Below are 14,326 nucleotides of genomic sequence, written 5' to 3'. Positions count from 1 at the left end.
AGCCGCCTGACAGCACTGCCGCATGGCAACTGCATCAAGTCCGAAGAGGGGTCGTGAACCAATCAATGTCGGTGGATCCGCGAGCCTGGACCTTTCGCCCAAGAGCGCCTTCTGCCCTGACCCGAACCCAGGCAGCACATCAAGGGGCGGCGACGCGAAGTCGAGACAATGACGGCGAAACCTGGCAAGGAAAGGTTTCGGGATGTAAGTCGCCGCCTCGAACGGCTGAAATGAAGCCATAAAGTGCCGGGCACTTTATGGCCGTCTCACCGCAAAAATTGAGGTCCGCAAGCGGAAATTATTGCCGCTGGCCCGCCCTGTTGACTGATGCCCAAAGTCAGGGCACAAGGATGGCATCCACGGTCGCTCACGATGGGAAAACAGAGGGAATTTCGAGAATTTTACACTAAGTCATTGAAATCATGTGAGAATCCAGGTCTTCCAGGAAAGTCGTTTGTGACCGATTTCTCGCTCCAAACTGGCGAATATTTCCCGTACCGAAAAGTGGCGTCTTCTCAATAAGTTGAGCGATTTCGGCAGCAGTTCCTTGCGCCATCCACCGTTTTAGAAAGTGGCTAGGAAAATTGGCTGGGGACCCCGCGATCAAATATCGAATAGGCTAGGAAGGAAAAATGTCCGCTCTTGTAGTGTCCAGGACAACAACCGAGCATTCGAGTAACCTGTGATGGATCGGCTCTGTCATGTTCGTTCCCACGCAGTTTGTCAGGAACACACGTACCCTTCTCTTTGTCACCTGATGCCCGGCTCCCTCACAAATCCGGATGACGATTGACGTCCTTATAGAGAAGGTAGCGGAAGCGCCCCGGACCTCCGGCGCAGCACGCCTGGGGGCAGAAGGCGCGCAACCACATGTAATCGCCAGCCTCGACTTCCACCCAGCCCTCATTCAACCGATAGACGGCCTTGCCCTCGAGCACATAGAGCCCGTGCTCCATGACGTGCGTTTCCATGAAGGGAATGATGGCGCCGGGCTCAAAGTGACGATGTTGAGATGCATTTCGTAGCGTATGTCGGACGGATCGATGAAGCGGGTGGCTGCCCAGCGCCCCTCGGTATCGGGCATAGCGTGCATCACGCAATCATCTTCGTGGCTGACGATGGCCGGAGGCAGCTCCAGGCCGTCCACGACTTTGAACGCCTTGCGGACCCAATGAAACTGGATCGGTACAGCACTTTCGTTGCGCAAGACCGATTTTGCGCCCGCGGGCAGATAGGCGAACGACCCGGTGCGCAGCGGATAGTCGCGGCCGTCATTGGTGATCTTGCCCTCGCCTTCGACCACGAAGATCGCAGTCGAGGCCCGTGCATCAGGCTCGGGCCTAACGCTGCCGCCATCGGGCTTCACCTCCATGATGTACCGGGCGAAGGTCTCGGCAAAGCCGCTCAGTGGTCGCGCGATGATCCACCCCCTTGTTTCCTCCTAATGCGGCAGGACGCTGGTGACGATGTCGCTCATCACCGTCTTCGGGATCACCGCATAGGCTGTCTTGAAGACGGCCTTGCTGGAGAGGGTCTGGGTCTGCGGCGGAAGGCCACCAACCTGCGAGAAATACGGATTGCTGCTCATTCTCGTGGCAAGGTTTCAGCCGCTTTCCGGCTCTCCCATTCCTGCGGCGTCAGCGTCTTGATATCGAACTGATCACGCGTCCTCGTGTAGGTGTGTCCGCCCATGCGTCCGACGGCATCCATGAGCTGCTGGTCGATATGCAGGTTCGACGGGTTGACCGCATCGCTGCGGACATAGACGCCGAGCACTTCGCCCAGAATGATCTCGCGGGCCGGGCCAACCTGAAGGGTCGTGTGGCGGCGGCATTCCAGAGCGGCGGGCGCGGCCAGAATGCGGGGGCTTTTCACCATCTGGCCGGGAAAGGTCGCAAGACCCGCCTCTTCCATCTCGTCGACCTCGGGGCCGAACTTGATGGCACAGATTTCCATCTGGTCGACCAGCGCATTATCGCAGATGTGCACGGTGAATTCGCCGGTCTCCCGGATATTGCGGGCGGTATCCTTGAAGCGCATGTCGGAATAGTTCTCGACGCCGATTGCGACGATCGCCGGATCATGGGTTAGGACGTTGAAGAAGCTGAAGGGCCCAGCATTAGGGTGCCCATCCTTGCTCACTGTCGTCACTAGGGCGATCGGGCGCGGGATCACGGTGCCGATGAGGAGTTTGTAACGTTCACGCTCATTGAGCTTGGCGAAGTCGAAATGGGTGTGCTCGGTCATGTCAGGCCTCGGCTGCGATGCGGTGTGTTTCAAGCGGTGTATGGCGGGAGAGGTTCTCGAATCCGTCCTTTGTGACGACATACATGTCGCCGACATTGCAGCCGGCCGACAGTGGCTCGAGCCACTGCGTGTGCAGCACGAACACCATGCCCTCCTCCATTCGGTCGCAATTGTGCGAGGAAATGTTGAAGCTGTTCTGCCCGCCCGCCATGCCGACCGAATGGCCGAGATTGGGATTATGCGGCCCGTGGGTTGCTGGGTAGACATGCATCAGCGTGCGGCCCTGGGCCTCCCAGTCGATGTTCTTGACGTATTGGCGCGGGATTAGCCGCGCGCTGCCATCATCCATCGGCGCCCAGTTGTAAGGCATGGTGCGGGCTTCCGGCGAGGACAGCATGCCGCGCTCGATCATCGGTTCGAAGGCGGCATTGTTGACATCGCGCATCAGCGCGCCAGGCCGGATCAGCTTTTCGGCGCGTTTGACGCCCTCGGTACAGGCCGCCAGCACTTCTTCCTGCCGCTTGGTGATCTCGCCGACGGCAATCATGCGGGCCGTCTGGGCCGTGTAGCCCCGATAGGTGATGTTGGAAACGTATAGATTGATGAGATCGCCCGGGCGGACGACATGGCCGTATGGCTTGCCGCAATGGGTGCCGAACTCGTTGATGCCGATCTGGTAACCGTCGCCGGTCTCGCCGCCGAAGGAGAGTTGTGCTTGCGTGAAGGCGGCGTAGATCTCGTGGTCCGTCACACCGGGCTTCGCCACGTGGTAGGCCGCCTGCGTGGCAATGCCCACAAGCTGGGCTGCGGCCCGGAACATCTCGATTTCGCGCGGCGAGCGAACTTTCTGCATCCGGTCGAGAATGGCATTGTCGGCGACGAACTTGCTCTTGGGCATCAGCTCGTCGAGTCCTGCCCAGAAGGTCAGTGATGTGCGGTCGCCGATACGACCAATCTGCGCCTTCGCCAGGCCCATGCCGGCCAGAAGTTCGGCGCATTTCTCCGCCGTCTTGATGACGCTGTCGCCAGGACGGTCGGCATATTCACGGCCGATCGGGCCGATCTGCCAGATGTCCTCGACGAGAACCGGCTCGCCGCCCGGCGGCAGCAATACGGATTGGGTGAAGAAGGACAAAAGCGTCAACGGCTTGTCGCTGTCGGTCGGGATGATCAGCACGCCTTCGCGCATCCAGTCGCAAATGTAGCGCAGGTAGTGGTTGGACGTGTGGAACCAGCCGACGCCTCCCGTGTGCACGAGCAGTGCGTCATGGCCGGCCTCGACAGCCTGACGGCGGATGCGCCGGAGACGGTCCTCGAACTCTTCGACCGGCAGCGGCAAGGGTGCTGCAAAATCGAAATTCGGCTGAAAATCGGCAAGCAGCGATCCGATGCGATAGGCGCCTGCCTTGGCGGGGCGAATGTTCATGGGAGTTCCTTCCAGAAGTATTGTTCTATGGATCAGGCAGGCCTGGAGGGGGCCAGCACCCTTCGGGCAACCAGCATCACCACCAGGGTCAGCCCGATCAGGATGCCGGACATCGCCGCCACCCGGACATCGAGCGACTCCTCGATCAGCGCGAACATCCGAAGCGGCAGAACGGTCGTCTGCGCGTCTGCGAGGAAGAGCGAGACGGAGACGTTGTCGAGCGACTGGATGAATACGAGGAAGGCACCGGCAAGAATACCGGGCGCCAGGAGCGGCAGGATCACCCGCCGGAGCGTTGTGTACCAGGTCGCGCCCATCACGGTGGAGGCTTCCGCCAGCGACGGGTTGATGCCTTGCGCGACGACCGATGCGGCCCGATACATCAGCGGCCCGAAAACGACGATATGGCCTATTACCGTGAGCCAGAGCGACGGTTGGAAACCGACGAAGTTCGCCACGATCAGCGCCGCAAGACCATAGACGAGGCTCGGCAGGACAAGTGGCGCCAGAAGAAACGGCTCCAGCGCATTGACCGTGCTGCGACGCATCCGCGCCATGCCGATGGTGGCCGGAACGGCAAACAGCAGTGATCCGAGCACCGCAAGGGCTGCGATCTTCAGCGAATTGCCGGCTGCGATATGTTCGGTTCCGGAGCGGACGGGATCGAGGAGCGCCTCGTACCAGCGGAGCGAAAATCCCTCCGGCGGGTATTTGAGCGTCTGGCCCGCCGTAAACGACATGGTGATCGCAATGACAATTGGCGCCACGAGGTAGAGCAAGCTGAGAGTACCGAAGCCGAAGACGAACGCCTTGTAGAGAAAGACCGGCAACGGATTGTCACGACGACTACGCATGGCCGACAAGCCTCCTGTGGCGGGAAATCATGGTCATGGCGACGAGCAGGATGCCTGTCGACAGAAGCAGGACAACGGCAATTGCCGAGGCCATCGGCCAGTCGAACAGCGTGCCGACCTCGCGGTAAATGAGCTGCGGCACATAGACATTGCGCGCACCACCGATGACGGCCTGGGTGACGAAGGAGGCGCTCGTGCTGGCAAAAACGAGAATCCAGCCCGCCAGCAGGCCCGGCAACATCATCGGCAAGAGAACGGTCACCAGGATCCTCCAAGGTCCAGCACCCGAGACCTGGGCTGCCTCGGTGAACTGGACCGGGGTGCGCGACAGGATGGCGATCAGCGGCAGGATGATCAGCGGCAGGTCGATCTGGCACATGGCCAAAACGAGGCCGAGTTCGGTGGACATCAGCGTGAACGGACGCTCGGCCAGTCCGAGCGCGACGAAGGCTTCGCTGATCGGGCCCTGTCGCCCGAGGATGACGATCCAGGCGAAGGTGCGCACGACATTGCTGGTCAGCATCGGGATGAGCGTCAGAAAAATGATGATCTGCCGCGCCGTCTTGCCACTGTGCCAGTAGAGAAGTGCAATCGGAATACCGAGCAAAGTCGTGCTGGCAATCGTCTGGACACCGAGCGTGGCAGTATTGACCAGCACGCGGTAGTTGAATGCATCGCCTAGGAAGCGTGCGTAGTTGTGAAGGGACAGACCGTCGGGGCCGATGAAGCTGAATCCGACGAGAACGGCGAGCGGCGTCGCAAAGAACGCCACCGACAGCAGGAGCATCGGAAGAACGTATGGGAAGCCGCTCGCTTTCATTGTGTGCCCCTCAACCGGCGACGAGAGCGTCGAACTGGCGGATCCATTCAGCACGGTTCTTGTTGATCGCCGCCCAGTCCGGATAGACCAGCGAGGCGAGCTGTTCGCGCGTCACATAGGCCTCGATGCCGGGCGTCAGCTCGACTTGCTTGTTGGTCGGGAACATCTCGGTCGGCGGCATTTTCAGCTTGTCCTGCGCCGCCTTGGAGATGGCGGCGTCCATATAGGCATAGGCCGCATCCGGGTTCTTGGCGCCCTTGGTCAGGTGGATGTTGACCGGGGCTGCCGGAGAGCCGGTTTCCGGCTGGACGAACTCGGCCTTCAGGCCCAGGGCCTTCAGCTTTGCAACATTGCCCGTCGAACACATGAAGACAGCGATTTCGCCCTGCTGGAACAGGGTCATCTGGTGGTTGGTGCTGGCAACGACACCCTTCAGATGCTCCGGGTGCTCCTTGAACAGCTTGAACACGGCATCCATGTCGGTCGGGCCGGAGCCGAAGATCTTGGCGATCTCTGAATAGGCCATGACGCCTGTGTTGGAGGCAAAACCCGTCCACGACACAAGGCCCTGGTAGGCGGGATTTTCGAACAGGTCGCGATAGCCCTTTGGTGCCGGCACCAGATCCGGATTGTAGGCGATGCCATTCACCTCGACGGTGACGGTCGGGCCGTATTCGCCCTGGAAGGCCGGATCGAGCAGGCTCCAGTTCTTCAGCTTCGACGGATCGATCTTCTGGATCAGGTCATTCTCGACGGCGATGGCCATCTGGCCGGGCGACATCAGCAGCGTGTCATAGGGCGGGTTGCCGGGGCTCGCCATGACCTTGGCAAGCTGGTCCTGTGCCATGGCAGGCGCGACCGTGAGGTCGAAACCCGCTTCCTTGACGAGCGGCGTCAACGTCGTGCGATAGGCATCTTCCCAGTTGCCGGGGAAGGTCGCGGCGACGGCCGTGCCACCAGCGGCACGGGCTGCGAAGGGCAGTGTTGCGGCTGCGGCCGCACCGGCGGCGAGCAGTCCGAAATGGCGTCGTGTGATGTTGAAATCCTGCATCTGTTCACCTCTGTTGTCGTTGTTCATTCACGGGATGCTTCCGGTTCGCTCGGAAAGGCGTGACACCTCATGGTGTCAATCTCGGCAAAGAGCTGGGCTCCAGGCTCGGGAATGAAGGTGGAAGGTCCACGGACCTGAGACGCGCGCAGGCCCGTGCCGTCCTCGAGAAGAAGATCATGGACGAGCGTCGGCCCAAGCGGCACGGACACCGTGAGCCGAGCAGGCAATGACCTGTCACTCGGAGCCGTGGACAAGCGGACGTCTTCCGGACGGCAGGTGATGGTGACCTTGGAGCCGAGCGTGAAGTTCAGGCGGCGGGGCAGAACGACCGCCTTGCCATCGGCGAGCGCAAGGATGGTTGCGTCTGCGTCCAGTCGCTCCACTGTTCCATGCAGCACATTGGCCTGGCCGATGAAGGTATTGACGAACAGTGTCTTCGGCCGGTCATAGACGGCCATTGGCGTGTCGATCTGCTCGACATTGCCCTTGTTCATCAGCACAAGCCGGCCTGCAAGGCTTTGCGCCTCTTCCTGATCATGCGTGACGATCAGGGTCGTGATGCCAAGGGTCTTCTGCAAATGCAGGAGTTCGACCTGCAGGTCGAAGCGGAGCGCGCGGTCAAGCGCCCCGAACGGCTCGTCGAGCAGAAGAAGCGAGGGCCGGCCGGCAATGGCGCGGGCAACCGCGACACGCTGCTGCTGGCCGCCGGAAAGTTCGCGCGGCAACCGATTGCCAAAACTCTTCAACTGCACGAGCGACAGCATTTCCTCCACGCGGTCCCTGCGCTCAGCGCGCGGCATGTGCTGGCAGGCGAGCGGATAGGCGATGTTCTCTGCCACTGTCAGATGCGGGAACAGGGCGTAGTTCTGGAACACCATGCCGATGCCGCGCGACCGTGCGGATACATTGGCGAGCTCCTGCCCGCCGAGCTGGATGGCCCCGCTCTTCGGATGGATGAGCCCCGCGATGGCGCGCAAGACTGTCGACTTGCCACAGCCACTCGGCCCCAGAAGCGCGACGATCTCGCCGGCCTCGATGTCGAAAGAGATGTCGCTGATCGCGTTCTGCCCACCATAGCTATGGGTCAAACCCCGGACGCTAAGCCGCTTCCCCTCTGTAGCCTTCGAGGTCTCTGCCATGGATATCCCCTCCGATTGCGCCGTAACGTCAAAGCGCTCGGTGCTTGGCGGCACCAAGAAGAGATGCGGTCGTTCGACGGTGTTGAGTTTAGTGTGGGTCATGGAAAGGGAGTTGCAAGCGTTGTGCCAGTTTGCGATCTCGAACCAAACAGAATAGGTAACACACGGAAATTACAAACTTAAATTAGCTTTCTATAGTTTCGAAAAATTTTTATAATGTTGAAAATTAATTTTTGACGAATATAAAAAATGTGCAAAATTCGTAGATGAAGATTATATATTGAGCAGCATTCCCGGCTTGGATTGGGATCTCTTGGTGGTTGTTTCGGTTTAAATCGCCGGATATCACGATCCCCAACACCTGAAAGTCAGAGAAATATCGAGACAAAGCAAAAACTTAGGCAATCGATCACCAGTTCGAAAACCGTGACTGATGCCGGAGCTGATTCTCTAATCAGAATCTTTCGGAACTTCATGCGAATGTTTGTGCGGAGGATTGAAAATTCTCCAAGGTGGAAAATACTTGTTTAAAAACAGTCCTCTAACAAAACTCCGATCAGAATGGCACGCCGCTTGCATCGAAGAATGCGTAAATTCACGTCGACAAAAAAGGCGACAAGGGGATCACATGCGCAGCTTCAAAAAAAGTCTTAAAGGCGGCCTGGCCGGCATCGCATTCGCACTGCTTTCGACTTCAGCACACGCCGCAGAAGGTACTACTATGAAGATGGTGCCGGATGCAGATGTCGCCAAATTGCCTGGCGTCGCCTTCGAACAGACACTGGCGGACCGCCTGCCCTCTGCCATTAAGGACAAGAAGATCCTGAAGGTGGCGACCGACCTGACGCCGCCGATCAGCTTCCAGGCAGAGGACGGGAAGCTGATCGGGATCGATGCCGATATTGCAGCAGCCCTGGGCGTCATCCTCGGCATCGACGTGCAAATGACCAATGTCGGCGCCGGCGCCGCAATCGTGCCGGCCGTGCTCTCCAAGCGTTTCGACATGACCATTTCCGGCATCAACGACGATGTGGAGCTGGAAAAGCAGGTCGATGTCATCGACTACATGTTCGACGCGACGACGATCATGACCATCAAGGGAAACCCGCTCGGCATCAAGGGCATGGAAGACCTCTGCGGCAAGAAGGTCGCCGTGCCGGTCGGCACGTTCCAGGCGCGCCTGGTGGAAGCCGCATCGGCGAAATGCGCAACACCGATGTCGATCATGTCGATCCCGAAAATGCCCGACGTCCTGCAGGCTGTTCGCACCGGCCGCGCCGATGCTACCGTCAACGGTTACGCGACGAGCGTGTACACAACGGAAAACCAGACCGGCAAGGGAGTCGGCTTGCAGGCGCTACCCGAGGTCCGCCTCGCCGTGGGTTATCTCGGCATGCTGACGTCGAAGGACAATCCGGACCTGCGGGACGCGGTCATCGCCTCATTGCAGCATATGGTGGACAGCGGTGCCTACAAGGCGATCATGGAGAAATGGGGGCTTGGTCCGCTCGCCGTGGCGACCGTCAAGTTCAACGACGCCGCCAGCATGCCGGTGAACTGAGCCATGGCGTTTTTTGCTCACCCCGTCAGCATGGCCATCGCCCCGCCGGTCGGCACGCCGATCCGGTGGGGGCAGATCACATCAGGCGCCGTCGCGATCCTCGCGGTCGTGCTCATGATCACGATGATCGCTGGAAACCAGAGCGTCCAATGGGGTGAGATCCCCCGTTACATGGTCGATCCGGTGATCCTCGACGGCGTTGTCCTGACCTTGCAATTAACCGCAGGCGCGATGGTGTTCGGCATTGTCGTCGGTTGCATCGTTGCCATGATGGCGACAAGCCAGAACATCGTCTTCAAAGCAATCGCCGTCGCCTTCGTCTGGTGGTTCCGCGGCGTTCCGCTGATCGTCCAGATCTTCTTCTGGTTCAACATCGCGTTGTTCATCCCGATGGTCGGCGTCGGAGATTATCAGATCTCGATCAACGAGCTCGTCACCCCAGCGCTTGCAGGCTTCCTGGCGCTTGGCTTGCATGAAGCCGCGAACATGAGCGAGATCGTCCGCGGCGGATTGACCGCCGTTGATGGTGGCCAGCGCGAGGCGGCTTCGTCACTGGGCTTGCGCCCACTCCAGACCCTTCGAACAGTCGTCCTGCCCCAGGCTATCCGGCTGATCGTGCCGCCGACCGGCAACCAAGCGATCGGCATGCTGAAGGCGAGCGCCATCGTCTCCGTCATCGGCATGCAGGACCTGCTGACCCAGGCCCAGGCCATCTACGCCCGCAACTTCCTTGTCATCGAGCTGCTGTGCGTTGCCTCGCTCTGGTACCTCCTCATCACCAGCGTGGCATCGATCGGCCAGCATTTTCTGGAAATGCGCCTCGCCCCGAAAGGCAGGACCGCCAACGCACAGAAAGGCCCGCCCCGGCGCGCCTGACACCTTACCCGTTCAATCCGTCAAGAAACCAGGATCGCCATTGCAGCGCATCCGACCAGGAAACATCGAGGAGCAGATCATGAGACTAGGCATCGACGGACAAAAACTGCCCGAAGCCAAAAAGCGCGGACCAATCAAAAGCCTCGACCACGTCAAGGACCTCGGTCTTGGGGGCATCTTCTTCAGCACAATCCTCGATATGAGCGAGACTCTGGACAAGGGCGCATTGGCCGAGATCCGCGCCAAGGCGGACGAACTTGGGCTTTATCTCGAAGCCGGTGTCGGCAAGATCAATCCCTATTGCAGTTCCGAGTCTCCCGAGTTCCGAGCGATCGGCGATGGCGACGTGATCCTGGGCTTCACCCGAATGATCGAAGCCAGTGCGGCCATCGGCTGCCGCGAGCTCTGGGTGTCGCCAGGCAATTTCAAATCGGAATATCGCGGGCGGCTGGCCAATGATCGCTTCCGCACTGATGTCACCTGGGACGAGCAATTGCTGGCCATCGAAAAGGTGCTGCTCAAGCTCGCACCGGCGGCTCGTGACAATGGCGTCCATCTCAACATGGAGACCCATGACGAAATCACCTCGTTCGAAATTCTTCGACTGATCGAAAAGGTGGGCGAGGATTGCATGGGTGTCGTTTTCGACACCGCCAACGGCCTGCAGCGCGCAGAACATCCGGTGTTTGCCGCAAAACGCGTCGCTCCCTATGTGCGACAGACGCATATCAAGGATGCCTATGTCGGCCATGCTGAAGGCGGTCTCGATTTCCAGACCCGTCCGGTCGGTCGGGGAATTGTTGATTTTGCGACGATTATCCCTATCCTCGCCAAGGCCAATCCCGAGCTGAACCTCTCCCTCGAGGTTGCGGCCTCCGTCGCGGACAAGCCGCGCAAGGCCAATCCGCGTCAGTGTATCGAGATCGACGACCCCATCTGGCGCGCCGGCCATCCGGACCTGACAACGGAAGAACTCGAGGCTTATCTGGCACTGGTGGACGATTTCGAGAAACGCGTTGCCGCCAGCGAGATCCCGGACTGGGAGACCTATGAAGCCAGCCAGTATGGCTACCCGACCTATGCACAGCAGTCCTATGGCTACAGCGAAGCATTGGTGTTCATCAAAACGTCGGCCCGACATATCGAAGACGTGTGCGCAGCAAGCGGGATTGCGCTCCCGACATCCGCCACGAAGCAGCGGGCAGCCTGACATGCTCGAGGCAGTGCGCTGGCGGCTCTATTCGCCAGCGCTCTGCAAAAGACAGGGAAGATCTCGACTTTTGGAGCCAAGCGCATTTACGCAGGAATATTATCATGAAAATAATCAGGCGTTTGGACTGAAGTGGAAGCAGTTATGAAGAGGACAACACGACGTCAAGGCACAAAGGCCGCGCCGAAGGCCAAGGGCCCGGTGGATGCGACCGAGAACGCCAACGACGACGTTACGGAACGCATCCGCATCACGCTTGCCAAAGCAATCGGTGAAGGCGCGCTGAGACCCGGCGTCAAGATCCTCGAGGATGCCATCGCCGACCATTTCGGTGTCAGCCGTACGGTCGTGCGCGGCGCGCTGGGTGTGCTGGAAAGCGACCATCTGCTGGAACGCAAGAAAAACCGCGGGACTTTCGTCGCAGAGCCCGGCATCGAAGAGGCGAAAGCACTGTTCGATGCCCGCCGCAAGCTTGAGCACGTCATCCTCGAACTGGTTGTCGACCGTGCGACCGCCGATCAGCTCGATGCACTAGAGAAGCTCGCCGACGAGGAAGAGCACATCCATCATCATGGCGACGAGAAGTCGAAGACAGTGCTGTCAGGCAAGTTCCACGTCGTTCTGGCAGAGCTTGGCGGCAATGCCGTCCTGACGGAGATACTGTCGAAGATCGTCGCCCGCCTCTCGCTTGTCATGGCGCTTTACGAGGAGGAGCGGAAAGACGATTGCGGCGCGGATCATCACCGCCTGATCGTCAGCGCCCTGAAAGCCAAGGACCTGGCCAAGGCGCAGCAGTTAATGGACCATCATCTCGCGGACATCGAGGGGCGCGTTCGGCTCACCGAGGGACAGGGCGATCGGCATACATTCCTTGCGGTGCTGGAGAACTTTTCGTGAGCACGATTTTCTTAGTGTTCGACGGTCCGAGAAGTTGAAACCCAGCTTAGGGTTACCGAGTCCCAGTCGCATAACAACGCCCTCCCGGTAGCTTTCGTAGATTGGGCAGAGGAGAGCACAGCCTATTCGACGGTAAAGCATCAAAAAGTCAGAAGATGTGCTTTTCTCTGAGAACTTATCAGCGCTCCGTTGACACGACTTAAGGGGTCGTAAAGCGGAAATAATTTCCACGACGGTCGGTCGCGTCGCATCCGCCGAATGTCTGCTGTCTGTCCTAGCCAAGGTTCCCTGTGATTCAAAAAAGGGGCACAACGCAGCCCTGCTGCGATAATCATCCGTCCGGTGGTTTCGCCCGCTCAAAACGGAAATTATTGCCGCTAACCCGTCCTGTTGACTGATGCCCAAAGCCAGGGCACAAAGGTAGCATCCACGGTCGCTCGCGGTAGGAAAATACAGGGATTGTTAAGGGATACTCACTAAGCCATTGAAATCATGTGATAATCCAGGTTCCCCAGCCAATTCTCCCAAATTCCTGTTATCCTTCAGTTTTCCAGCCGCGCCGGATCCCGTTTTGGCATCATTGGCGACCTGATGCCCAGAACTGATGCCCAGAGGTGATGCCCATGTGCTAATGAGGGGGAAGGCGTCGGCTCTGGAACGACAGGGCATTTCGTCATGGCCGTTCGCCACGAGGTCGAGAATCTCATCCGCCGCGGAAACATCTTCTATTGGAGGCCGCGCATCCCGGCGCACTTCACCGCCTGTCCGAGTGGCAGCCGGCTTTCACTCAGCCTTCAGGTTTCCGATCATAGAAAGGCGCAGATGGTTGCGCGCCGGCTGAACACCCGGCTCGCGGAGATGCGGTTTGTCGAACGGGAACGCATGTCGACACGGGAACAGCTACAAAAGCTCTTCATTCAGGTTCGAGACGAGATGCTCGATCACCTGGAGGACGTCAGCGTCGCAGCCAAGCGCAACGGCCGCGCCGACGATATTGAGGAACTCGAGCACGATCTGGAAATGGGCTGGGCCTACAAGCTGCTCGCCCAGTTCGGGCTTCGTCGCGAACTGACGCTGGAAGACGATTGCAGCGGTACGACCTATCTCCTGAAAAACGGCGTACCGGCCTCCCACATCCCGGCAATCCGGGCAAACCATCGGAGCGAACTCAAGCGCTCCATCCAGCCGAGTTTCGAGAACAGCATCCGCAAGCTGATGCAAGCCTTCGACATCGACGACAATCCGATCAACCGTGAGAAAGCGGCTTCCCGCTTCTTCGAAGGCAAAGCGGAAGCCCTTCTCGACGTCGACGATCGCCATCCCATTGCCGACCGCACCCTCAGCGAGTTCACCGGCGGTGGCCGTCCAGCACTGACGCTTGTCCCCAACGCAGCCGAGCAGCCAAAAACCAAGGAAGCGGTGTCCTCGCCAGAACCCGTCATCGCGGCGGACGATACAAGCTCTCCGGCGAATGAAGTGAAGCCCGCCGCCGATCCGCAACCCGTCGTAGCCCTCGCTGCGTTCGAGAGCGAATGCAACAAATTGATCGCAAATATGGGAGCGGAATGGGAGCCAGCGACGGCGCGCGACGTCCTGGCGCTCGTCCGTCTGTTCAAGACTGTGCTCGAGGAAAACCGCGTCGAACATTCTGGGCAGATCACTCAGTATCACATCGGCAAGCTTCGCCAGCACTTCAACGACATTCCGGCGCGCTGGGGCCAGAGCCACCGCATGCGTGCCATGTCTGCACCGGAGCTTCGGGCCGAGGGCGAGAAGCTGAGAGCCGCCGCAGCCGTCACGGGCGAAAAGGCCAAGGTTGGACTGACAGCGGGCACTATCAGGAAGCACNGCGGTGACCGGCACTCCATTGAGCATCGAGCCATGGGAGATAAACTTCAAGCGAGTTCTCTCGCACGCGGAACACGTTGGAGCGCTGACCGCGTAGCACCCGCCTGACGAGGCCACGACTGTGCCCGGTGCGACGAACGATTTTGAACCGCCCCGGCTTTGCCGGAGACCGTTTGGTTTAAGTTATGCGGCCATGGCTGGCGCGTCCAGCATGGCATAGTATCGTTCTTCTGCCTCGGCTGGCGGTATGTTGCTGATAGGCTCCAGAAGGCGTCGGTGGTTAAACCAGTCGACCCATTCCAAAGTGGCGAACTCCACGGCTTCGAAGTTTCGCCACGGTCCTCGCCGATGGATGACCTCGGCCTTGTAGAGACCGTTGATCGTTTCGGCGAGAGCA

At 59.5% G+C, this 14,326-nt stretch carries 10 protein-coding genes and 3 pseudogenes; 5 read left to right on the top strand and 8 right to left on the bottom strand.

Going from position 1 to position 14,326, the window contains the following annotated elements:
- Positions 1 to 770: 770 nt before the first annotated feature.
- The 7 genes and pseudogenes from ACED18_RS20230 to ACED18_RS20200 all read right to left on the bottom strand — a co-directional run bounded on the left by ACED18_RS20230 (position 771) and on the right by ACED18_RS20200 (position 7,537).
- Positions 771 to 1,588, bottom strand: a pseudogene (locus ACED18_RS20230) (bifunctional allantoicase/(S)-ureidoglycine aminohydrolase).
- Positions 1,585 to 2,247, bottom strand: coding sequence for a flavin reductase family protein (locus ACED18_RS20225; RefSeq protein WP_377295407.1), 663 nt, complete (start codon positions 2,245 to 2,247; stop codon positions 1,585 to 1,587). Before ACED18_RS20225 ends, ACED18_RS20230 begins: the two are co-directional and overlap by 4 nt.
- 1 nt (position 2,248) lies before the next feature.
- Positions 2,249 to 3,673, bottom strand: a complete 1,425-nt coding sequence (locus ACED18_RS20220) for a M24 family metallopeptidase (protein ID WP_377295406.1) — start codon at positions 3,671 to 3,673, stop codon at positions 2,249 to 2,251.
- 32 nt (positions 3,674 to 3,705) lie between these two features.
- The gene (locus ACED18_RS20215; protein ID WP_377295405.1) at positions 3,706 to 4,527 is read right to left on the bottom strand and encodes an ABC transporter permease; all 822 of its coding nucleotides are present in this window, start codon (positions 4,525 to 4,527) and stop codon (positions 3,706 to 3,708) included.
- Positions 4,520 to 5,347 carry an ABC transporter permease gene (locus ACED18_RS20210; protein WP_377295404.1) on the bottom strand — a complete coding sequence of 276 codons (828 nt, stop codon included), beginning with the start codon at positions 5,345 to 5,347 and terminating at the stop codon, positions 4,520 to 4,522. Before ACED18_RS20210 ends, ACED18_RS20215 begins: the two co-directional genes overlap by 8 nt.
- Before the next feature lie 10 nt (positions 5,348 to 5,357).
- Positions 5,358 to 6,398, bottom strand: coding sequence for an extracellular solute-binding protein (locus ACED18_RS20205; RefSeq protein ID WP_377295417.1), 1,041 nt, complete (start codon positions 6,396 to 6,398; stop codon positions 5,358 to 5,360).
- A 23-nt stretch (positions 6,399 to 6,421) separates the two neighbouring features.
- Positions 6,422 to 7,537 (bottom strand): ABC transporter ATP-binding protein, encoded by a 1,116-nt coding sequence (locus ACED18_RS20200; RefSeq protein ID WP_377295403.1) that lies wholly within the window; start codon positions 7,535 to 7,537, stop codon positions 6,422 to 6,424.
- A 628-nt stretch (positions 7,538 to 8,165) separates the two neighbouring features.
- Here ACED18_RS20200 and ACED18_RS20195 point away from each other — a divergent pair.
- The 5 genes and pseudogenes from ACED18_RS20195 to ACED18_RS20175 all read left to right on the top strand — a co-directional run.
- A complete protein-coding gene (locus ACED18_RS20195; protein WP_377295416.1) occupies positions 8,166 to 9,098 on the top strand; it encodes an ABC transporter substrate-binding protein in 933 nt (310 codons plus the stop codon).
- 3 nt (positions 9,099 to 9,101) lie between these two features.
- Positions 9,102 to 9,974 (top strand): amino acid ABC transporter permease, encoded by an 873-nt coding sequence (locus ACED18_RS20190; RefSeq protein ID WP_377295402.1) that lies wholly within the window; start codon positions 9,102 to 9,104, stop codon positions 9,972 to 9,974.
- 79 nt (positions 9,975 to 10,053) lie between these two features.
- Positions 10,054 to 11,184 (top strand): sugar phosphate isomerase/epimerase family protein, encoded by a 1,131-nt coding sequence (locus ACED18_RS20185; RefSeq protein WP_377295401.1) that lies wholly within the window; start codon positions 10,054 to 10,056, stop codon positions 11,182 to 11,184.
- A gap of 144 nt (positions 11,185 to 11,328) precedes the next feature.
- Entirely contained in the window at positions 11,329 to 12,081 is a 753-nt protein-coding gene (locus ACED18_RS20180) for a GntR family transcriptional regulator (RefSeq protein WP_377295400.1), read from the top strand.
- A gap of 675 nt (positions 12,082 to 12,756) precedes the next feature.
- Positions 12,757 to 12,927, top strand: a pseudogene (locus ACED18_RS20175) (DUF6538 domain-containing protein); the annotation flags it as partial.
- Positions 12,928 to 14,112: 1,185 nt separating this feature from the next.
- On the opposite strand, the pseudogene ACED18_RS20170 reads toward ACED18_RS20175, so the two are convergent.
- Positions 14,113 to 14,326, bottom strand: a pseudogene (locus tag ACED18_RS20170) (IS3 family transposase); the annotation flags it as partial.

This window comes from Rhizobium sp. SG2393 (genome assembly GCF_042610495.1).
Classification (GTDB): Bacteria; Pseudomonadota; Alphaproteobacteria; order Rhizobiales; family Rhizobiaceae; genus RU20A.
Note: the sequence above shows the minus strand (reverse complement) of the source record. Positions and strands in the feature narration are given on the sequence as shown.